We start from the raw sequence: 19622 nt of genomic DNA on the forward strand, positions 1-19622 counted from the left end.
GGCATGGCCATCGACCCGAGCAAGCCGAGCGACTCGTACCTCGCCTTCTGGCGCGAGTACCACATGTGCACGCTGACCACGCCCCGCCCCGACGGCACCCCGCACGTGGTGGCGGTCGGCGTCACGTACGACCCCGCGGGCGGCGAGAAGGGCATCGCCCGGGTCATCACCAACAAGAACAGCCGGAAGGTCGCCAACGTCCTGGCGGCGGGCGCGGACGGCGCGCGGGTCGCGGTGTGCCAGGTCGACAAGGGGCGCTGGGCCACGCTCGAGGGCGTGGCGCGGATCCGCACCGAGGCGGATGCCGTCGCGGACGCGGTGGACCGCTACGCGGCCCGCTACAACCGGGTCCCGACGCCGAACCCGGACCGGGTCGTGATCGAGATCGCCCTCACCCGGGCGATGGGCCGGGCCTAGGTCCTGTCGTCAAACTCCCGTCGTCGCCCGGAGGGCGGCCCTGCGGCGTCAGGTGCGTGCTCCCGGCGTGCCGGGCGCAAGGCCTCGTACGGGACGTACTCGGGCTTGTGCCCGGTGCGGCGAGAGCGCGTGCACGGCGTCGCGGGGCAGGCGGGAGTTCGACGACAGGGCCTGGGGTCCAAAGGGGCCGGCGGCCCCGACCGTACGAGAACGCACAGCGGCGCCATCGCGTTTCAGGTCCGCGATGGCGCCGCTGTGTGGGGGAAGCACCTGAACGATCTACAACGACGGGGGAATCGTTCAGGCACTGCGGGGGGTGGCGGTGATGGTCTCGGTCTCGACCAGCGGGGACTCGACCAGCTGGTGGTCGCGCTGATCCAGATTGACGAAGATCATGCCGTACCGGATGGCACAGCGGACGGGCTGAGGGGCGCCGCGTGGGCGGCGAAGACATCGGTAGGCGCGGACGTCCTCGTCCTGCTCACGGGCGACGACGATCGGCTCTCCGAAGAGGGTCACCATCAACGAGTCACCACGGTGGGGGATGGCCGTGACGAGATCGATGAAGTGCCACCCGGATCGGTAGGCCGAAGCCATCTCCCGGCGGAAGGACCGGTCGTCCGGCGGGACGATCATGCTTCCGAGCCCGCCGGAGCGAACTCCCAGGACGGCTCACCGGGAGATGCGAGGACGACGGTCGCAGGTGTGCTCTCCCACGAGGGCTCATTCGGCTCCGCCATCACGGAATGCGACGGGGGGATCTCCCACGAGGGCTCGCCGTTCAGGGCGAGTGCGCCAAGAGCAGCCGCCGCAACGGCTATGGCGCCAAGTGCACGAACCATCCTGGTCATGGCCGATCTCCACCTCTTTTGATCACTACCTCCCCCCCGCGTCCAAAACGATGGCCCACGATCGCCCCCCACACCAGCCGCGCCGGGCATCATGTTCCTGTAATTCATGACCCTGAGGGGGGTGCAAATGAGGCGAGAATCCAGCGAATCCAGACATAACCACAGTCGCGGTGAACTGTGCGACGTGGCCAAAGAGCTGTACGCACACGCTCTGCGCACGGGTCGCCTCGCCCGCGCCGAAGCCGACGCCGCACCGTGCCTCACTGAGCTGGCCCTTCTGCGCCCCGGCCCGGACGACGTCGAGTGGCTGTACCCCGTGCCGCCGTCCGTCGCCCTCAACCAGCTCATACACCCCATCGAGCAGGAGATCCAGACCCGGCGTCAGCATGCGATCGACCTGGCCGACGCGTTCGAGCCGTTCATGGCGATGAGCACCCGGGAATCCTCGACCGGCAGCGCGATCACCGTGCTCGAAGGCCTCGGCGCCATCAACGCGACGCTGGACCACGTCATCAGCGGGTGCACGGAAGAGCTGCTCACCATCCAGCCCGGCAGCGGACGCCGCCCCGACACCCTCGAACAGGCCCTGCGCCGCATGGAACCGCTGCTCGACCGCGGGGTCCGCATGCGCACGCTCTACCAGCACACCGCCCGGCACCACCCCGCGACGCTGGCCTACGTCGAACGCGTGGCCCCCTACGGGCTCGAACTGCGCACCCTCGAGGAGATCATCGACCGGCTGATCATCGTCGACCGGCAGGTCGCCTTCGTGCCGGCCCGCAGCGACCGCCAGGTCGCCCTCGAACTGCGCCACGAGGGCCTCGTGCAGTACCTCGTGGGCGTCTTCGACCAGTTCTGGCTGCACGCCGTCCCCTGGGACGAGGAAGTGCCCTACACGCCCTCCGTGGACGGCATAGGCGGCGTCCAGCGCTCCATCGCCAAGCTCCTCGTCGAGGGCCACGTCGACGAGGCCATCGCCCGCCGACTCGGCATGAACGTCCGCACCTGCCGCGCCCACATCGCCAAGCTCGCCGCCGCCCTCGGCAGCGGCAGCCGCGCCCAGCTCGGCTACCTCATCGCCCAGTCCGGCATCCTCGAACAGGACCAGGACGACCAGCGCGACGACTGACGCCGCCCCCGGAACAGCCGAGAGGCCCCCTCCGCCACAGCGGAAGGGGCCTCGAAAGCCGTTCGGAGAGAACTACTCGCCGCGCTTGTGGCCGGGACGCCACACCACCAGGGCGCTCGCCTGCTGCACGTCGGTGTACGGGACCAGATCACGCCGGTACGAGGCGTGGACCTGGGCCTCGCGCTGACGCATCGCCGCCGCCGCGCCCTCGACCGCGGACGACAGCTCGGCCACCCGGGCCTGCAGCGCCGCGACCTGGTTCTCCAGCTCGATGATGCGCTTGATGCCGGCCAGGTTGATGCCCTCGTCCTGGGACAGCTGCTGCACCTGGCGGAGCAGCTCGATGTCCCGGGCCGAATAGCGGCGGCCACGGCCCGCCGTGCGGTCCGGCGACACCAGACCGAGGCGGTCGTACTGACGCAGCGTCTGCGGGTGCAGACCGGAGAGCTGGGCCGCCACCGAGATGACGTACACCGGGGTCTCGTCGGTCAGCTGGTAAGGATTACGGCGGCGGCCTTCCATCTCCTCAAGCTCCCTTCGCGGCCTGGAAAAGCTCTGCCCTGGGGTCCTCGCCCGCGGTCGCCTCGCGGAAGGTCTCCAGTGCCTCACGTGCCTTGTCGTCCAGCTCCTTCGGCACCGCGACCTCCACCGTGATGAGCAGATCGCCGCGGGTGCCGTCCTTGCGGACCGCGCCCTTGCCGCGGGCGCGCATGGTGCGCCCGTTGGGCGTGCCTGCGGGCAGCTTCAGCGTCACCGCCGGGCCGCCCAGGGTGGGCACCTTGATCTCGCCGCCGAGCGCCGCCTCGTCGAACGTGACGGGCACCGTGACGGTGAGGTTGTCGTCCCTGCGGCCGAACACCGGGTGGGCGTCGACGTGCACGACCACGTACAGGTCGCCGTTGGGCCCGCCGCGCTCGCCCGGCGCGCCCTTCCCGCGCAGCCGGATCCGCTGGCCGTCGGAGACGCCCGCCGGGATCCGGACCTGCATGGTGCGGGAGGACTTGGCCCGGCCGCTGCCCTTGCAGACCTCGCACGGGTTCTCGGCGATCAGGCCGCGGCCCTTGCAGTCCACGCACGGGTCGGTCAGCGAGAAACCGCCGCCGCTGCCGCGCGAGACCTGCCCGGTGCCGACGCAGGTCGGGCACACCCGGGGCGTGCCGTTCTTGTCGCCGGTGCCCGAACACGCCTTGCAGGGCTGCTGGCTGGACATCCGCAGCGGCACGGTCGCGCCCTCGATGGCCTCGGTGAAACTGAGCGTCACCTCGGACTCGACGTCCTGGCCGCGGCGCGGCTGCGTACGGGTGCCCGCGCCGCCCGCGCCCCGGTTGAACAGGCCGCCGAAGACGTCGCCGAGACCGCCGCCGAAACCACCGGCGCCGCCGGTGCCGCCCTGGGCGCCGCCGAAGAGGTCGCCCAGGTCGAAGTTGAACGAGCCGCCCGCGCCCGGACCGCCGGCCCGGAAGCCACCGTTGCCGAACAGGGCGCGGGCGTCGTCGTACTCCTTGCGCTTCTTCGGGTCACCGAGGACGTCGTTCGCCTCGGAGATCTCCTTGAAGCGCTCCTCCGCCTTGGTGTCACCCTTGTTGGCGTCCGGATGGTTCTCGCGGGCGAGCTTCCGGTACGCCTTCTTGATCTCGGCGTCGGTGGCGTCCTTGGGGACGCCGAGAACCTTGTAGTAGTCCTTCTCGACGAAGTCCTTCGTGCTCATCGACGTCCCTCCTCCCGCGTGCGGGTACGGCTCTTACTCGGTGTCCTTCTCGGAGTCTTCCGACTCCTCCGCCTTGCCCTGAGCGCCCGGCTGGGGCTCGGCGACCGCCACGCGGGCGGGGCGGATGGTGCGCTCGCCGATCCGGTACCCCGGCTGCAGGATCGCCACGCAGGTCGTCTCGGTGACGTCCGGCGCGTAGCTGTGCATCAGGGCCTCGTGGATCGTCGGGTCGAAGGGCTCGCCCTCCTTGCCGAACTGCTGCAGGCCCATCTTGGCGGCGACGGTCTCCAGCGACTCGGCGACCGACTTGAACCCGCCCACGAGCTCGCCGTGTTCCCGGGCCCGGCCGATGTCGTCGAGCACGGGAAGGAGCTCGGTCAGGAGGCCGGCGACGGCGATCTCCTTGACCGTGACCCGGTCCCGCTCCACGCGGCGGCGGTAGTTCTGGTACTCGGCCTGGAGCCGCTGGAGGTCGGCCGTGCGCTCGTTGAGCGCGGTGCGGGCCTGGTCCAGCTGCGCCAGCAGGGCTACGTCCGTAGCGTCCCCGGCCGGGGCCGCCCCGTCCGCCTTCGCGGCGGACTCGGCGGCCTCGGTCTCCTCGGGCGTGCCGTCGGCGGGGACGTCGGGCTTCTCCTCGAAGCCCGGGGTCTCCTCCGACATCAGGCAGCGCCGCCCTTCGGCTTCTCGTCGTCGACGATCTCGGCGTCGACGACGTCGTCGTCGGCCGCGGCCTGCTGGGCACCCTCGGCGCCGGCGGCACCCTGGGCGGCCTGCGCGTCGGCGTACATCGCCTGGCCGAGCTTCTGGGAGACGGCCGCGACCTTCTCGGTGGCCGTGCGGATCTCCGCGGTGTCCTCGCCCTTGAGCTTGTCCTTCAGCTCGGCGACGGCGGCCTCGACCTCGGTCTTGACGTCACCGGGGACCTTGTCCTCGTTGTCCTTGAGGAACTTCTCGGTCTGGTAGACGAGCTGCTCGCCCTGGTTGCGGGTCTCGGCGGCCTCGCGACGGCGGTGGTCCTCCTCCGCGTACTGCTCGGCCTCCTCGCGCATCCGGTTGACCTCGTCCTTCGGCAGCGAGGAGCCGCCGGTGACGGTCATCTTCTGCTCCTTGCCCGTGCCCAGGTCCTTCGCGGTCACGTGCATGATGCCGTTGGCGTCGATGTCGAAGGCGACCTCGATCTGCGGGACGCCGCGCGGGGCCGGCGGAAGGCCGGTCAGCTCGAACATGCCGAGCTTCTTGTTGTACGCCGCGATCTCGCGCTCGCCCTGGTAGACCTGGATCTGCACGGACGGCTGGTTGTCCTCGGCCGTCGTGAAGATCTCGGAGCGCTTGGTCGGGATCGTGGTGTTGCGCTCGATCAGCTTGGTCATGATGCCGCCCTTGGTCTCGATGCCGAGGGACAGCGGGGTGACGTCGAGGAGCAGGACGTCCTTGACCTCGCCCTTGAGGACACCGGCCTGCAGGGCGGCGCCGATGGCGACGACCTCGTCCGGGTTCACGCCCTTGTTGGCCTCGTTGCCGCCGGTCAGCTCCTTGACGAGCTCGGCGACGGCCGGCATGCGGGTCGAGCCGCCGACGAGGACCACGTGGTCGATCTCGGACAGCTGGATGCCGGCGTCCTTGATGACGTTGTGGAACGGGGTCTTGCAGCGGTCCAGGAGGTCCGCGGTCAGCTGCTGGAACTGGGCGCGGGTGAGCTTCTCGTCCAGGTGCAGCGGGCCCTCGGCGGAGGCCGTGATGTAGGGCAGGTTGATCGTGGTCTCCGTGGAGGAGGACAGCTCGATCTTGGCCTTCTCGGCCGCCTCGCGCAGACGCTGCAGCGCCATCTTGTCCTTGGACAGGTCGACGCCGTGTCCGTTGGCGAACTGCTTCACCAGGTAGTCGACGACGCGCTGGTCCCAGTCGTCACCACCGAGGTGGTTGTCACCGTTGGTGGCCTTCACCTCGACGACGCCGTCGCCGATCTCCAGGAGGGACACGTCGAAGGTGCCGCCACCGAGGTCGAAGACGAGGATGGTCTGGTCGTCCTTGTCGAGGCCGTACGCCAGGGCGGCGGCGGTCGGCTCGTTGACGATGCGCAGGACGTTGAGGCCCGCGATCTCGCCGGCCTCCTTGGTGGCCTGGCGCTCGGAGTCGTTGAAGTACGCCGGGACGGTGATGACCGCGTCGGTCACCTTCTCGCCCAGGTAGGCCTCGGCGTCGCGCTTCAGCTTCTGGAGGATGAAGGCGGAGATCTGCTGCGGGTTGAAGTTCTTCCCGTCGAGCTCGATCTTCCAGTCGGTGCCCATGTGGCGCTTCACGGACCGGATGGTCCGGTCGACGTTGGTGACCGCCTGACGCTTGGCGACCTCGCCGACGAGCACCTCGCCGTTCTTGGCGAAGGCGACGACGGACGGCGTGGTCCTGGCGCCCTCGGCGTTGGTGATGACGGTGGGCTCGCCGCCTTCCAGAACGCTGACGACGGAGTTAGTCGTGCCCAGGTCGATGCCGACCGCACGTGCCATTTCGATTCCTCCAGCTGACTGACTTGAGTGGAACTGACTCAAGGATGCACGAGGGCCGGACCGGAGTCAACAGACCTGAGTGGAGGCGACTCAACTCTTCGCTCGCTCGGCACTCAATGGACGGGCCGTCAGGGCGCGTCGGTTCCCCTCCCGACGGCTCCCGCGTGAGAGAGTCCGGACATATCCCATGATTCTCGTCGGAAGGTGCTCGCGCATGACGGGGATGACGGTGAAGCGCGCCCTCGCGGCGCAGCGCGCCTTCTCGATGAGGCGCGCCTCCGCGATGAAGCGGGCCTCATTGGTGAGGCGGGCCTCGATGGTGGGGCAGGCCTCGATGGTGAAGCGGACCGCATTGGTGAAGCGGGCCTCAATGGCGAAGCAGACCTCAATGGTGAAGCCCGGCTCCGCAGCGAGGCGGGCCTCCGTGGTGAAGCGCGCCTTCGACGTGCTGGGCGGGCTCGCGCTCCTGCTCCTGCTCTCCCCGCTGCTCGCCGCCGTCGCCCTCTCGGTCACCCTCGGCACCAGCAGCACCCGCGGGATCCTGCGCCGCCGCCCGGTCGCGGGCCGTGGCGGCCGCACCTTCACGATGCTGACCTTCCGCACGAAGAGCCCGCTCGCGAACCTGCCCCTCCTGCTGCATGTCGTACGGGGCCAGATGTCGCTGGTGGGACCGTGCCCGCTGGCGCCCGGCCACCGGGAGTCCACCGGGGACGGGCGGCGCCGGCTGTCCGTACGGCCGGGGATCACCGGCCTGTGGCAGATCAGCGGGCGCTCGGAGCTGCCGTGGGAGGAGCGTGAGCTGCTCGATCTCCACTATGTGGACCATCATTGGCTGGGCATGGATCTGACGATCCTGGCGCGTACGCTTCCAGCAGTCCGTAAACGTCGCGCAGCAGCCCGGACACCGGTTCCTGCGGCAAGGGCCGCCTGAGCCACGGCAAGGGTTGCCTGAGCGACACAGATCACCGTGAGCTCCGCTACAGTGCGGGCGCGCGAACCGGTAATCTCGGCACGGACTCAATAAGTTACCGCTTAGTAGGCCCGAAGCAGAGGCCCGCTCGAGGAGCCCGTCATGCAACTCGCCGCGATCATCGTGTCGATCGTCATCACGGTGGTGGCCGTCGCGCTGTTCGGCCGCGCCATCGCGCAGATCTACCGCTTCGTGCGGCTCGGCCAGCCCGTTCCCGCGGGCACGCGCACCGGAGACCCCAAGCAGCGCACCATCACGCTGGTCAAGGAATTCCTCGGCCACACCCGGATGAACCGCTGGGGCGTCGTCGGCGTGGCGCACTGGTTCGTGGCCGTCGGCTTCTTCTCGCTGCTGCTCACGATCGTGAACGCCTTCGGCCAGCTCTTCCAGGCCGACTGGCTGATCCCGATCATCGGTGACTGGCTGCCGTACGAGATCTTCACCGAGTTCCTCGGCCTGATGACCGTCCTCGGCATCGTCACGCTCATCGTGATCCGCCAGCTCAGCAAGCCGACCAAGGCCGGCCGCAAGTCCCGCTTCGCGGGCTCCAAGACGGGCCAGGCCTACTTCGTCGAGGCCGTCATCCTCATCGTCGGCGTCTGCATCATGACGCTGCGCGCGCTCGAGGGCGTCCAGCACCACGTGACGGGCTGGGAGCCGGGCTTCTTCGCCTCGTACCCGCTGATCGCGCTGCTCGACGGGCTGGACCTGAGCACGATCCAGAACCTCACCTACTTCTTCGCGGCACTGAAGATCGTCACGTCCTTCACCTGGATGATCACGGTCTCGCTCAACACCAACATGGGTGTGGCCTGGCACCGCTTCCTCGGCTTCCCGAACATCTGGTTCAAGCGCAACGCCGACGGCTCCACCGCCCTCGGCCCGCTGCAGCCGATGACCTCCGCCGGCAAGCCGATCGACTTCGAGGACCCGGGCGAGGACGACGTCTACGGCGTCTCCCAGGTCGAGCAGTTCTCCTGGAAGGGCATCCTCGACTTCTCCACCTGCACCGAGTGCGGCCGCTGCCAGTCGCAGTGCCCCGCCTGGAACACCGGCAAGCCGCTCTCCCCGAAGCTCCTCATCATGTCGCTGCGCGACCACGCGCACGCCAAGGCCCCGTACCTGCTCGCGGGCGGCGGCAAGGACATGGATGGCAACGAGAAGGCCACCGAGGAGCAGCTGAAGGACGTCCCGGCCGCCGCCATCGCCGAGGCCGAGCGCCCGCTGATCGGCACCGTCGAGGAGAACGGCGTCATCGACCCGGACGTCCTGTGGTCCTGCACCACCTGCGGCGCCTGCGTCGAGCAGTGCCCGGTCGACATCGAGCACATCGACCACATCGTCGACATGCGCCGCTACCAGGTCATGATCGAGTCCGCCTTCCCGTCGGAGGCCGGCACGATGCTGAAGAACCTGGAGAAGAAGGGCAACCCCTGGGGCCTGGCCAAGAAGCAGCGCGTCGAGTGGACCAAGGAGGTCGACTTCGAGGTCCCGATCGTCGGCAAGGACGTCGAGGACCTCACCGAGGTCGACTACCTCTACTGGGTCGGCTGCGCCGGCGCCCTGGAGGACCGCGCCAAGAAGACCACCAAGGCCTTCGCGGAGCTGCTGCACATCGCGGGCGTCAAGTTCGCGATCATGGGCGGCGAGGAGAAGTGCACCGGTGACTCCCCGCGCCGTCTGGGCAACGAGCCGCTGTTCCAGCAGCTCGGCCAGGAGAACGTCGCGATGCTGAACATGGCGTTCGGCGAGGACGACGAGGACGAGTCGACCAAGAAGCCGAAGTCGGCGAAGAAGATCGTCTCGACCTGCCCGCACTGCTTCAACACCATCGCCAACGAGTACCCGCAGCTCGGCGGCGAGTACGAGGTCATCCACCACACCCAGCTGCTCCAGCACCTCATCGACGAGGGCAAGCTGATCCCGGTGACCCCGGTCGACGGCCTCATCACCTACCACGACCCGTGCTACCTGGGCCGCCACAACAAGGTCTACACGCCGCCGCGCGAGATCATGTCGGCCGTCCCCGGCCTGCGCCAGCAGGAGATGCACCGCCACAAGGAGCGCGGCTTCTGCTGCGGCGCCGGTGGTGCCCGGATGTGGATGGAGGAGCGGATCGGCAAGCGCATCAACACCGAGCGCGTCGACGAGGCCCTGTCCCTGAACCCGGACATCGTCTCCACCGCCTGCCCGTTCTGCCTCGTCATGCTGACCGACTCGGTCAACGGCAAGAAGAACGACGGCAAGGCGAAGGAGAGCCTGCAGGTGGTGGACGTCGCCCAGCTGCTGCTCGACTCGGTGAAGACGCCGGTCGACCCGGAGCCGGAGGAGACGGCCGAGGAGCCGGAGCCGGAGCCGGCGGCCTGAGCGCCGCTCGTACGTGACGGAGAGGGCCGCCCCGCGTGATCGTCGTGATCGCGGGGCGGCCCTCTCCGTTCTCCGCGCTCGGCCCTCTCCGTTCTCCGTGCTCCGGCCTTCTCCGTTCTCCGTGCTCCGGCCTTCTCCGCTGTCCGTGCTGCGGCCCTCTCCGTTCTCCCTGCCGCGGCCCTCTCGTGGCTCAGCTCCGGCGGGAACGGCGCTGGAAGAGGGCGAAGCCGAGCCCGGCGGCACCGAGAGCGGCCATGCCGCCGCCCGCGCCGATGAGGGCGGCCTCATGGGTACCGTCGGAGACGTTCTCGGCCCCGGCCTTCACGGCGCCCTTGGGGACGGTGCCGCGGGGCACGACGACGGTGCTCTTTTTCTGAGCGGCGTACTCGCGCACGAGCCTGCCGTCGAAGTCGTAGACCCAGCTGTCGCCGCCCTGCCTGGGGGTGTCGATGACGACGAAGCGGTAGGCACCCTTGCCCTGCGGGACGAGCTTGTACGTCCAGCCCTTGTGGTTCAGGGTCCGGTGCTCGGGGGTGAGCGAGCCGAAGCGGAGCTCGACGCGCGGCCCCTTCTTGTAGAGCCTGGCCACCTCGCCGTCGGGCAGCGTGACGCGCGCGTCGGCCTGGTGCGGCGCGGGCCTGGGCTTCGGGGCGGGCTTGGGGGTCGGCTTCGGCTTCGGGGCGGGCTTCGGGGTGGGCTTCGGGCCCGGCTTCGGGGTCGGCTTGGGGTCCGGCTTCGGGGTCGGGACCTCGTCCGTCCAGGAACGGACGGTGCCGTCGGGGTTCAGGACGACGTGCAGGCCGTTGTTCTCGCCGTAGGCGGGCCGGCCGGAGGTGGTGAGGGTGTCGAGCAGCGTGCCGCCGGCCCAGATCTCGGCCTGGTAGTCCTGCGGAGTGGTCATGTAGACCTTGGCGACGGAGCCGTCGGCGAGCTTGTACGACTGGACGAAGATCCGCCCGACGACGGGGTCGCTGGTGTCCTGCCGCCCCTGGTCGCCCCGGTCGGGGTTGCCCTGCTCCTGGTCGCCCGTGCCGGGACTGGTCCGGTCCTGCCCCCGGTCCTGCGCCCGGTCCTGCGCTTGGTCCTGCGTCCGGTCCTGAGTGACCTGCTGGTCGCCGTGCGGCGCCGGGCTGTCGTCGGCGAAGGCGGCGGCCGGGAGGGAGAGCGCGGCGACGGTGCCGGTGGCGATGGCTGCGGTACGGAGAGTCCGACGGGCGATTCGCATGGGAAAGTTCCTTTTGCCTGACTTGTTCGGCGACAAATCCAAGGTAGGGATCCCATGTGTGGGCATTCCGTCGGATTTGTAACGGAGCCCACACGCCTGAGCGGCGGCCCCGTAACCCCCTCCGGGCTCCCCCACGCCCCCTAGGGGATGTCACAGCTCTGCCGCACAATCCCCGTAAGGCGCGAGCGCACAGCGCGACCGGGTACGTTCATGACGTGGCTGGATTCAGGAACGGACGCGGCCGGGCCGGCGGCCCCCCGCAACAACAACCGCAGCAGCAGGCGCCGTACGGGTACAACGCGCCGCCGCCGTCGTACCCGCAGCAGTACCCGCCGCAGCAGCAGTGGGCGCAGCAGCAGGGCGGCCAGGCGCCGTACGGCGAGCCGGAGTACTTCGGCGACCCCCATGCGCCGCAGCAGCAGCACCCGCAGCAGCACTACGCCGCGAACAACCCGGGCCACACCCAGGCCTTCAGCGTCCACGACGACCCGTACGGCCAGGGCGGCGGGTACCAGGACGGTCCGGCACCCGTCGTCCCGACGGGCCCGCGGCTGCCCTGGAAGGCCCTCCTGAGCGGCATCGTGCTGCGCCCGGCGGACACCTTCCTGCGGATGCGGGACCACGCCGTGTGGGGCCCGGCGCTGGTCGTCACGTTCCTCTACGGGCTCCTGGCGATCTTCGGCTTCGACCAGGCGCGCGAAGAGGCGATCAACGCGACACTGTCCACCGCGATCCCGTACGTCCTGATGACCGGCCTCGGCTTCGTCGTCGGCGGACTGATCCTCGGCGCGGTGACCCACACACTGGCCCGCCAGCTGGGCGGCGACGGCTCGTGGCAGCCGACGGTGGGCCTCTCCATGCTGATCATGTCGATCACCGACGCGCCGCGCCTCGTCTTCGCGCTCTTCCTGGGCGGCGAGAACGTCCTGGTCCAGGTGCTCGGCTGGGCGACCTGGCTGGCGGCCGGCGCGCTCTTCACGCTGATGGTGAGCCGCTCCCACGACCTGCCGTGGCCGAAGGCGCTGGGCGCGTCGGCGATCCAGCTGGTGGCGCTGCTGAGCCTCATCAAGCTGGGCACGCTGTAAGAACGGACGGACGACCTACGAGGAAGGCCCCCACCCGCGAGGGTGGGGGCCTTCTCTCTCGGGTCTCAGGCGGCCTCAGGCGTCGAGAACCTGACCCTCGCGCCTGACCACGGGCGGCTCGACCGACCAGGGGAAGTTGATCCACTCGTCCGTCTTCTTCCACACGTACTCGCACTTCACGAGGGAGTGCGACTTCTCGTAGATGACGGCGGAGCGGACCTCGGCGACGTGGTCGACGCAGAAGTCGTGGACGAGCTTGAGGGTCTTGCCGGTGTCGGCGACGTCGTCGGCGATCAGGACCTTCTTGTCGGAGAAGTCGATCGCGTTGGGAACGGGCGCGAGCATGACCGGCATTTCCAGGGTGGTCCCGACGCCGGTGTAGAACTCCACGTTCACGAGGTGGATGTTCTTGCAGTCGAGGGCGTAGGCCAGACCGCCGGCGACGAACACGCCGCCACGGGCGATCGACAGCACGACGTCGGGCTCGTAGCCGTCGTCGGCGATGGTCTGGGCGAGCTCGCGGACGGCGCGCCCGAAGCCCTCGTACGTCAGGTTCTCGCGTACGTCACTCATGCGGCTACCGCCTCACACCTGGGTCCGATGGAAGTTCATGTACGAGCGGGAGGCGGTCGGCCCCCGCTGGCCCTGGTAGCGCGACCCGTACCGCTCGCTGCCGTACGGGTGCTCCGCGGGCGAGCTGAGCCGGAACATGCACAGCTGGCCGATCTTCATCCCCGGCCAGAGCTTGATCGGCAGGGTGGCGAGGTTCGACAGCTCGAGGGTCACGTGCCCGGAGAACCCGGGGTCGATGAACCCGGCGGTGGAGTGCGTGACGAGGCCGAGCCGCCCGAGGGAGCTCTTGCCCTCCAGCCGGGAGGCGATGTCGTCCGGCAGCGTGATGACCTCGTAGGTCGAGGCGAGCACGAACTCGCCCGGGTGCAGGATGAACGCCTCGTCGCCCTCCGGCTCGACCTCGCGCGTCAGGTCGAGCTGCTCGACGGCGGGGTCGATGTGCGGGTAGCGGTGGTTCTCGAACACCCGGAAGAAGCGGTCAAGCCTCACGTCGATGCTCGAGGGCTGCACCATGGATTCGTCGTACGGGTCGATGCGCACCCGCCCGGCATCGATCTCGGCCCGGATGTCCTTGTCTGAGAGAAGCACGCTCCCACGATACGCAGAGGGCGCGGAGCTCCCCCAATCGGGAGACTCCACGCCCTTTCCCTCGTCAGCGCCGCTCAAGCTCCACGGGCACCGCGTGCCGCAGCCGCGCACACCGTGGACACCGGATCAGCCGCGCGGGCCCGATCCGCCCGGCACCGAGCTGCGCGAGCGGAAACGAAGCAGTACTGAACACGTGCCCCTCGGCACAACGGACGACGGTGCGCTCCATCGAACCCATCAAGTCCCTTCCCCGACAAGTGGTGGACGAGACAGCCACATTAGGGGATCAGCACCCGCAGGCAGGGGAGGGCACTCCGACCACACCCCACCCGCACTCTCCTCCGAGGGGCGCTTCGCCTCGCGTGCCGGATGGGGTACAGTGTGCAACGATGCCGCATCGATCTTCGGCGGCGTTTGCGGATGTAGTTTAATGGTAGAACATGAGCTTCCCAAGCTTATAGCGCGGGTTCGATTCCCGTCATCCGCTCTTGAACGAAGGCCCTGGTCTCTGACCAGGGCCTTCGTCGTCGTCCATGCCTCTTCAGGTATCGCGTACCGCTGGGGTCGGCCGGGGGGTCAGAACTCCAGGACCTCGCGGTCGAGCGGGTAGCGCGCACGGTGGGGTCCGTCGTACGGCGAGGGCGTGATCGGAAGGACGCCGGTGGGCTGCAGGCCCAGGTTGTCGTCCCAGAGCCGGGGTTCGACGTGTCCGACGACGCGGAACTTCCGGAAGGTGAACGGGGGGCTGTCGGTCGGGAAGAACTCGGGCGTGGTCATCACCTGGAAGTGCAGGTGCGGCGTGGTGGAGTTGCCGCTGTTGCCGATCAGCCCGAGGACCCGGCCGGGTTCGACGTGGTCGCCTTCCCGGACTCTGAGCGAGCCGGGCTTCAGGTGCGCATAGAGGAGGTAGCGGCCGGGCGCGACCTCCACGGTGACGTGGTTGCCGACGGTCTCCTCGATCGGGGGGACCGGCGGCGTGACGGGCGGCGTGTTGTCCGGGATCCCGTCCTGGACCTCCACCACTCGGCCACCGGCCGCCGCCACGACGGGCTGTCGGTAGCTCAGGTAGCTGGTGAGCCGCGCGGGGTCGCCCTCCCAGGTCTGCCCCTGCTCGCCGACCCGGTACCAGTCGATCGCGAAGCGCTGCGGCACGTAGAAGCGACCGTTGATCGGTCCGAGGCCGCGGCGGTGGTGGGTGTTGCCGCAGCACGATTCGCTGGAGTACCAGGTGCCGGGGCGGACCGGCGCGTCCAGGTTCAGCGGCGCGGTGCGGTCGGTCGGGGTGATCTGGACCGTCTCCTCGAACGGGGAGGAGCCCGAGGCGGTGAGGACGGCGCCGGAGAGGTGGTGCTCAAGTACCCGGGGCGCCCGCTGGCCGCGGTCGAGGGCCAGGTCGATCCAGACGACCCACTGCTGGGAGCCCGGGATCACGGTCGGCGTCGGCCCCGGCGGCGCCGGCGTGTACCCGTCCGCACCCGGCAGGGGGTCGCCCACCGGGTTGGCGGCATCGGCCAGCGCCTGCCCGCTCAGCGAACCCACCACCCGGTGTGTGCGAGCGTCCCGGACCTCGACACGGTCCAGCCGCACTCGTGCGCTGCTGGGCAGCGCGTTCGTGGTGAGCAGTTCGTACGAGAGGTGCGTCTTGCCGTCCGTGGCGTCGAACGGTGCCGGTTCGGTCATCACGGCCGCCGTCAACGGCGTGAACTGGGGGCCGGGCACCGGCGCGGCTTCGCCGGTGCCGTATCCGGGTGTCGTTGAAGCCGTCAGCATGCCGACCGCGAGCACGGCGGCGGCGAGCCCGCGACGTAGCGGGCCGCGGCCGGTGCGGTTGCGAGGGTGGCGCTCTGCCATGGTGCTCTTCCAGTCGTCGGGTCCGGGACCGCGAAGGGCACCGGCACGCCCCGCGCCGAGGCGCAGGCCCATGTAATCCGGCGCCGCGGCGCTCCCGGCGCACAGCGCCGGAGGCAGGTGCCGAACTACACCCGTCCAGCCGCACCGACCCGCCGAGCCTCGCCTCGCGGATCCTTCGGGCCTCTGTCGAGCGCCGAGTTCGTGACGGCCCGTGGGCAGCGGTCCCGCTCGGATGACCGCGGACTCCCCCAGGGGCTGGTGCGTGCCCCATCCGTGCCCCTCAGGGCGGTGAACAGCGGTCACCACGGGTTCGAGCAGAGCCTCCCGGCAGGCCCGAAGAAGGGACTTCTCCGCAGCTCAGAGGCCGTATGGAGGCCTGAGCAGCGGTGATTCCCAAGCCTATGGCGCGGGTTCGATTCCCGTCATCCGCTCCATAGCAAAGCCCCAGGCCAGCGACCTGGGGCTTTTGTGTTGTCCAGACCTGTCGGGGCCCGCGTGCCGTTCGCGTGCCATACGTCGCACGGTCGAGCCGAGTCGCCCGTCACACGGCGGCAGCCGCGGGGAAGGTGACGCCGGTCAGCTCTTCGGAGACGGTCCACAGGCGTCGGGCGACTTCCGGATCCGCGGCCGCCGGGGAGCGGCCGACCAGGGTCGGGACGCCGCGGGTCTCGAACATGCCGCCCGGGCCGACGAGGCTCGCGCCGGGGAGGTCCTGGACGGCGGCGTACAGGGTGGGGAGTGCGCCGGCCCGGCTGTCCTGGGCGATCAGCCGGTTGCCCAGGCGCATGAGGGCGCGCCGCAGTGGGCTGGCGTCGTGCCCCTGGAGGTTGGTGGCGGCCCAGCCGGGGTGCGCGGCGAGGGCGCGTACGGGTGAGCCCGCCTCGATGAGCCGCCGCTGGAGTTCCAGGGTGAAGAGCAGGTTGGCGAGCTTGGACTGGCTGTAGGCGGGGCTCGGGCTGTACTCGCCGGTCAGGTCGAGGTTGTCGAACCGGATGCGCGGGCTGCCCGGGGACTTGTGCGCGAGGGACGTCAGAGTCACCACGCGGTCGGTGATATACGGCAGCAGCAGGTTGGTCAGCGCGAAGTGGCCCAGGTGGTTGGTGCCGAACTGGGTCTCGAAGCCGTCCTTGGTGCGGCCCTCGGGGACGTTCATGATGCCGGCGTTGTTGATGAGCAGGTCCAGGTCGCCGTGCCAGGCGTCGGCGAACTCGCGCACGGAGGCGAGGTCGGCCAGGTCGAGGCGGCGGACCTCCACGCTGCCGTTCACCGTCGCCGCTGCGGCTTCGCCGCGCTCGGTGTCCCGTACGGCGAGGACGACGTGGGCGCCCGCGGCGGCCAGGGCCGTGGCGGTGGCGAGGCCGAGGCCGCTGTTGGCGCCGGTCACGACGGCGGTGCGGCCGGTCTGGTCGGGGATGTCAGCGGTGTTCCAGGACTGGGGGGTCTTGTTCTGTGCCATGAAAGCAATGTAGGCGATGCCCACAATGTATGCAATGGCAACAATGTGGGCACCGTTCACGAACGGGCTAGGGTGAAGGGGTGAAGAACCGCCCCTATCACCACGGAGACCTCCGCGCGGCGCTGCTCACCCGCGCCGAGGAGACGCTGCGCGAGCGGGGAGCGGGCTCGTTGTCCCTGCGGGAGCTGGCCCGCGACCTCGGGGTGAGCCCTGCCGCGCCCAGCCGCCACTTCAAGACCAAGCAGGACCTTCTGGACACCTTGGCGGTGACCGGATTCGAGCGGCTCGCCGACGCCATCACTGCTTCCCAGGAGGGCGTCGGCGAGGGGTTCGCCGAGCGGCTGGCCAGTGCCGCCCGCGCCTATGTGGGCTTCGCCGTGGACAACGCCGCCCTGCTGGACCTGATGTTCGCCGTCAAGCACAGCCCGGAGGCGTCACAGGCACTGGGCGCAAGTGCCCACCGCTGGTCAGAGCAGCTCCTGGAGCTGATCAGCGACGGGCAACGTCGGGGCGAGGCGCGTGAGGGCGCGGTGGAGCGCGTCGCCCTGCCGGTCTTCGCCGCGCTGCACGGCTACGCCGTTCTCACGGTCAGCGGCACACTGCCCCCGGACGTGCTTGAGCACGGGCTGGACGACGTGATCATGTCCATCCTGCGCGGCTGCGAGCCGGAATAGAGCCCGCGTCGCCCCAGGGCACTGCCCAGCCCCTGGGACGAGAGCTCGGCCGCCGCCACGCCCGTGACAGCTTCGGCCTCTCCGACCTGCAGGCCCGGCTCACCGGGGCGGACTGGATCGACGACACCGAATTCGCCGCGTACGGACTCGACAGCCATCAGACCATCGAACTGCGCCAGTGGGCCCAGGAGTGGGCCGACGACATCGCCGAGAGACTTCAGGAAGCGGAAGGCCCGCCCGACGACTGACCGCCTGGCACCGAACACGCCGAGGAAGCGGCGCGTTCCGAGGCGGCGACGTGCCCGATCCGGATGCGGCGGACTCGTGGCGTGTCCGCACGCGAGCCGCAGGCGCCACACCCATCCACAAGGACGAGCCCGGATACGCTCCGCACCTCGACCGAGACGGGGACGGAGTGGCCTGCGAAACGTATCCACCATGACGCACACGTTCTCGGCGCCCCCAGCCCCCGGACGGCTGGTCGCCTACGGGCATCGGCTGCGGGAGGCCCTGGTCGGAGACCAGGGCCTCGTCGTTGTCGACATCTCTCCGAGGCTGCCATGCCCTCCGTCTGAGCCCGCTCCTCTTCAGCGGCAGGAGCTGCCTCGTCCTCCCTACGTTGCGGCGCCGCCGCTCAGGAGAGTGCCCGGCGGAGTGCGTGCTTGTCGGGCTTGCCGATGCCGCTGAGCGGGATGGCCTTCAGGACGTGGAACGTGTGGGGGACATGGAGACCGCCCTTGCGGGCGGCGACGAAGCGGCGCAGCTCGTCTAGGTCGGTGCTGTGGCCGCGGGCGGGCACGATGGCGGCGTGGACGTGCTCGGACGTGTCGTCATGACGCATGCCGAAGACGGCGCACTGGGCGACGGCGGGGTGGGCCGTCAGCACCTCCTCGATCTCGCTGGGATAGACCTGGGTTCCGTCGACGGTGATCGTGTCGTGACCTCGGTCGGCGAGGAAGAGGTAGCCGTCGTCGTCGAGGTAGCCGACGTCGCCGGTGCGCACCCAGCCGTCGCGCAGCACGCGGGCGGTCAGGTCGGGCTGCTTCCAGTAGCCGTTCATGGCGGTGTGGGCGCGGGCGTGGATCTCGCCTTCGCCGCCGGTCGGGAGGACGCCGCCGTGCCGGTCGACGATGCGGAGTTCGACGCCGGGCATGGCGCGGCCGACGGTGATCTGTCCCTGCCGGCCGACGCGGTCGTGTTCCTCGGGGCCCACTTCGGTGAGCCCGAGCGTCTCGTTCTGTCCGTACCAGCTGTGCAGCACCTTGCCGAAGACGCCTTCGGCCTGCCGCAGCCTGGCCGTCGACGCGCGGCTGCCGCCGTAGGTGACCTGCCGGATGCTGGAGGTGTCGGTGGCGGGCAGCGCGGGATGGTCGAGGAGCCGGTGCAGGAGAGGCGGCAGGAGGAACAGCCGGGTGATCCGCTCGCGTTCGATCGCCGCGAGGACCTCGCCGGGATCGAAGGCCGGCTGAAGGACGACGGAGCCGCCCTGGAGGAGCGCCACGTCCGCCCAGAGGCCCGCGAGGTGCGTGAGCGGCGTACACGCCAGGTAGCGGGGCGGCGTGTCCGTGGGGCGGCACAGGTGGTCCAGGGTGCGGCGGTACGGGCCGTGCTTCATCTGCAGGCTCTTCGGCAGCCCGGTCGTGGTGCCGCCGGTGTGGCGGATGCACCAGTCGTCTTCCGCGCCGACGGGCACGGTGACGGGCTCCGACGGCTGCCCGGCCGCCGCCGCGCAGATGTCGTCGGCGTACGGATGCGGGCCCAGCGTCGCCAGCATCGGCACGTGGAGAAGCGGCTTCAGCCGGTCCAGGTCCGCGTACCGGGTCGGGTCGACCAGCAGCAGCTCGGTGTCGGCGACGACCACCAGGTGCGCCAGGGCGTCCGTGTTCAGCCCGTCGTACAGGGGGGTCACGCGCGCCCCGGCCAGGTTGGCCGCGTAGCGCGCGACGAGCGCCTGAGGGGTGTTGCCGGTGAGCAGGGAGACGGTCTGCCCCGGCCGGACGCCGCGCGCGATCAGCTCTCGGGCGAGCCGGTGGATGCTGTCGCGCAGCTCGCCCGCGGTGATCTGCCGACGGTCGGGACAGATGATCACGGGCAGGGCGGGATGGCGCGCCAGGGTGTGGAGGAGGGCGTCCGTGTAGGTGACGAAGCCGTGGTCGGCTGAGTCGGGCGTCACGGCCGTCTCGGGCCGGAGGTCGGACATCTGTGTCCTTTGGGAGATGGGCGG

At 70.0% G+C, this 19622-nt stretch carries 18 protein-coding genes, 1 tRNA gene and 1 pseudogene; 9 read left to right on the top strand and 11 right to left on the bottom strand.

The annotated features are described in order from the left end of the window. Nucleotides 1-3: 3 nt before the first annotated feature. Nucleotides 4-417 (top strand): TIGR03618 family F420-dependent PPOX class oxidoreductase, encoded by a 414-nt coding sequence (locus ACFY8W_RS18165; protein ID WP_391105984.1) that lies wholly within the window; start codon nt 4-6, stop codon nt 415-417. 300 nt (nt 418-717) lie between these two features. Here the strand turns inward: ACFY8W_RS18165 and ACFY8W_RS18170 are convergent, their stop codons facing one another. Further along, nucleotides 718-1053, bottom strand: coding sequence for a (2Fe-2S)-binding protein (locus tag ACFY8W_RS18170; RefSeq protein ID WP_384422478.1), 336 nt, complete (start codon nt 1051-1053; stop codon nt 718-720). Nucleotides 1054-1374: 321 nt separating this feature from the next. Here ACFY8W_RS18170 and ACFY8W_RS18175 point away from each other — a divergent pair, with 321 nt between their 5' ends. After that, the gene (locus ACFY8W_RS18175) at nt 1375-2397 is read left to right on the top strand and encodes a helix-turn-helix transcriptional regulator (protein WP_391105987.1); all 1023 of its coding nucleotides are present in this window, start codon (nt 1375-1377) and stop codon (nt 2395-2397) included. Nucleotides 2398-2469: 72 nt separating this feature from the next. Here the strand turns inward: ACFY8W_RS18175 and ACFY8W_RS18180 are convergent, their stop codons facing one another. Genes ACFY8W_RS18180 through dnaK form a run of 4 tightly spaced genes read right to left on the bottom strand, consistent with a single transcriptional unit; the run spans nt 2470 to nt 6609 of the window. Next, the gene (locus ACFY8W_RS18180) at nt 2470-2919 is read right to left on the bottom strand and encodes a heat shock protein transcriptional repressor HspR (RefSeq protein ID WP_391105989.1); all 450 of its coding nucleotides are present in this window, start codon (nt 2917-2919) and stop codon (nt 2470-2472) included. 4 nt (nt 2920-2923) lie between these two features. Next, nucleotides 2924-4105 (bottom strand): molecular chaperone DnaJ, encoded by a 1182-nt coding sequence (dnaJ, locus tag ACFY8W_RS18185; RefSeq protein WP_391105991.1) that lies wholly within the window; start codon nt 4103-4105, stop codon nt 2924-2926. 33 nt (nt 4106-4138) lie between these two features. Then, nucleotides 4139-4765, bottom strand: coding sequence for a nucleotide exchange factor GrpE (grpE, locus tag ACFY8W_RS18190; protein WP_391105993.1), 627 nt, complete (start codon nt 4763-4765; stop codon nt 4139-4141). Then, on the bottom strand, nt 4765-6609 hold the full coding sequence (gene dnaK / locus ACFY8W_RS18195) for a molecular chaperone DnaK (RefSeq protein ID WP_391105995.1): 1845 nt from the start codon (nt 6607-6609) through the stop codon (nt 4765-4767). Before dnaK ends, grpE begins: the two co-directional genes overlap by 1 nt. A gap of 214 nt (nt 6610-6823) precedes the next feature. Here dnaK and ACFY8W_RS18200 point away from each other — a divergent pair, with 214 nt between their 5' ends. Further along, nucleotides 6824-7540 carry a sugar transferase gene (locus ACFY8W_RS18200; RefSeq protein ID WP_391105997.1) on the top strand — a complete coding sequence of 239 codons (717 nt, stop codon included), beginning with the start codon at nt 6824-6826 and terminating at the stop codon, nt 7538-7540. A 141-nt stretch (nt 7541-7681) separates the two neighbouring features. Continuing rightward, entirely contained in the window at nt 7682-9946 is a 2265-nt protein-coding gene (locus ACFY8W_RS18205) for a heterodisulfide reductase-related iron-sulfur binding cluster (RefSeq protein ID WP_391105999.1), read from the top strand. A gap of 190 nt (nt 9947-10136) precedes the next feature. Here ACFY8W_RS18205 and ACFY8W_RS18210 read toward each other — a convergent pair whose 3' ends face one another. Then, nucleotides 10137-11171 (bottom strand): hypothetical protein, encoded by a 1035-nt coding sequence (locus ACFY8W_RS18210; RefSeq protein ID WP_391106001.1) that lies wholly within the window; start codon nt 11169-11171, stop codon nt 10137-10139. Between the two features lie 215 nt (nt 11172-11386). On the opposite strand from ACFY8W_RS18210, the gene ACFY8W_RS18215 reads away from it, so the two are divergent. Further along, on the top strand, nt 11387-12256 hold the full coding sequence (locus tag ACFY8W_RS18215) for a YIP1 family protein (RefSeq protein ID WP_391106002.1): 870 nt from the start codon (nt 11387-11389) through the stop codon (nt 12254-12256). Between the two features lie 75 nt (nt 12257-12331). On the opposite strand, the gene ACFY8W_RS18220 is transcribed toward ACFY8W_RS18215, so the two are convergent. Together ACFY8W_RS18220 and dcd are read right to left on the bottom strand one after the other, a co-directional pair. After that, nucleotides 12332-12829: a phosphoribosyltransferase family protein gene (locus tag ACFY8W_RS18220; protein WP_391106003.1), complete on the bottom strand. Its 498-nt coding sequence runs from the start codon at nt 12827-12829 to the stop codon at nt 12332-12334. A 12-nt stretch (nt 12830-12841) separates the two neighbouring features. Beyond that, nucleotides 12842-13417, bottom strand: a complete 576-nt coding sequence (gene dcd, locus ACFY8W_RS18225) for a dCTP deaminase (protein ID WP_137988410.1) — start codon at nt 13415-13417, stop codon at nt 12842-12844. Nucleotides 13418-13833: 416 nt separating this feature from the next. Between dcd and ACFY8W_RS18230 the strand changes: the two genes are divergently transcribed. Beyond that, nucleotides 13834-13904 (top strand) — tRNA-Gly (locus ACFY8W_RS18230). 89 nt (nt 13905-13993) lie between these two features. Here ACFY8W_RS18230 and ACFY8W_RS18235 read toward each other — a convergent pair. Beyond that, nucleotides 13994-15268: a peptidoglycan DD-metalloendopeptidase family protein gene (locus ACFY8W_RS18235; RefSeq protein ID WP_391106004.1), complete on the bottom strand. Its 1275-nt coding sequence runs from the start codon at nt 15266-15268 to the stop codon at nt 13994-13996. Nucleotides 15269-15809: 541 nt separating this feature from the next. Beyond that, the gene (locus ACFY8W_RS18240; RefSeq protein ID WP_391106006.1) at nt 15810-16724 is read right to left on the bottom strand and encodes an oxidoreductase; all 915 of its coding nucleotides are present in this window, start codon (nt 16722-16724) and stop codon (nt 15810-15812) included. Between the two features lie 80 nt (nt 16725-16804). Between ACFY8W_RS18240 and ACFY8W_RS18245 the strand changes: the two genes are divergently transcribed. The 3 genes and pseudogenes from ACFY8W_RS18245 to ACFY8W_RS18255 all read left to right on the top strand — a co-directional run bounded on the left by ACFY8W_RS18245 (nt 16805) and on the right by ACFY8W_RS18255 (nt 17840). Further along, nucleotides 16805-17398, top strand: coding sequence for a WHG domain-containing protein (locus ACFY8W_RS18245; RefSeq protein WP_391106008.1), 594 nt, complete (start codon nt 16805-16807; stop codon nt 17396-17398). A gap of 41 nt (nt 17399-17439) precedes the next feature. Continuing rightward, nucleotides 17440-17646, top strand: a pseudogene (locus ACFY8W_RS18250) (hypothetical protein); the annotation flags it as partial. Between the two features lie 50 nt (nt 17647-17696). Then, nucleotides 17697-17840, top strand: a complete 144-nt coding sequence (locus ACFY8W_RS18255) for an excalibur calcium-binding domain-containing protein (RefSeq protein ID WP_391106010.1) — start codon at nt 17697-17699, stop codon at nt 17838-17840. A 192-nt stretch (nt 17841-18032) separates the two neighbouring features. Here the strand turns inward: ACFY8W_RS18255 and ACFY8W_RS18260 are convergent, their stop codons facing one another. Next, nucleotides 18033-19598: an AMP-binding protein gene (locus ACFY8W_RS18260; RefSeq protein ID WP_391106012.1), complete on the bottom strand. Its 1566-nt coding sequence runs from the start codon at nt 19596-19598 to the stop codon at nt 18033-18035. Nucleotides 19599-19622 lie beyond the last annotated feature (24 nt).

The organism is Streptomyces sp. NPDC012637, assembly GCF_042954805.1.
GTDB lineage: Bacteria > Actinomycetota > Actinomycetes > Streptomycetales > Streptomycetaceae > Streptomyces.

What these genes read in the sequence shown, in the direction of transcription:
- grpE (WP_391105993.1), bottom strand. Translation starts at nt 4,765, where the DNA reads ATGTCGGAGGAGACCCCGGGCTTCGAGGAGAAGCCCGACGTCCCCGCC.
- dnaK (WP_391105995.1), bottom strand. Translation starts at nt 6,609, where the DNA reads ATGGCACGTGCGGTCGGCATCGACCTGGGCACGACTAACTCCGTCGTC.
- ACFY8W_RS18165 (WP_391105984.1), top strand. Translation starts at nt 4, where the DNA reads ATGGCCATCGACCCGAGCAAGCCGAGCGACTCGTACCTCGCCTTCTGG.
- ACFY8W_RS18235 (WP_391106004.1), bottom strand. Translation starts at nt 15,268, where the DNA reads ATGGCAGAGCGCCACCCTCGCAACCGCACCGGCCGCGGCCCGCTACGT.
- ACFY8W_RS18210 (WP_391106001.1), bottom strand. Translation starts at nt 11,171, where the DNA reads ATGCGAATCGCCCGTCGGACTCTCCGTACCGCAGCCATCGCCACCGGC.
- ACFY8W_RS18260 (WP_391106012.1), bottom strand. Translation starts at nt 19,598, where the DNA reads ATGTCCGACCTCCGGCCCGAGACGGCCGTGACGCCCGACTCAGCCGAC.
- ACFY8W_RS18240 (WP_391106006.1), bottom strand. Translation starts at nt 16,724, where the DNA reads ATGGCACAGAACAAGACCCCCCAGTCCTGGAACACCGCTGACATCCCC.
- ACFY8W_RS18205 (WP_391105999.1), top strand. Translation starts at nt 7,682, where the DNA reads ATGCAACTCGCCGCGATCATCGTGTCGATCGTCATCACGGTGGTGGCC.
- dnaJ (WP_391105991.1), bottom strand. Translation starts at nt 4,105, where the DNA reads ATGAGCACGAAGGACTTCGTCGAGAAGGACTACTACAAGGTTCTCGGC.
- ACFY8W_RS18170 (WP_384422478.1), bottom strand. Translation starts at nt 1,053, where the DNA reads ATGATCGTCCCGCCGGACGACCGGTCCTTCCGCCGGGAGATGGCTTCG.
- ACFY8W_RS18220 (WP_391106003.1), bottom strand. Translation starts at nt 12,829, where the DNA reads ATGAGTGACGTACGCGAGAACCTGACGTACGAGGGCTTCGGGCGCGCC.
- ACFY8W_RS18200 (WP_391105997.1), top strand. Translation starts at nt 6,824, where the DNA reads ATGACGGGGATGACGGTGAAGCGCGCCCTCGCGGCGCAGCGCGCCTTC.
- ACFY8W_RS18175 (WP_391105987.1), top strand. Translation starts at nt 1,375, where the DNA reads ATGACCCTGAGGGGGGTGCAAATGAGGCGAGAATCCAGCGAATCCAGA.
- ACFY8W_RS18180 (WP_391105989.1), bottom strand. Translation starts at nt 2,919, where the DNA reads ATGGAAGGCCGCCGCCGTAATCCTTACCAGCTGACCGACGAGACCCCG.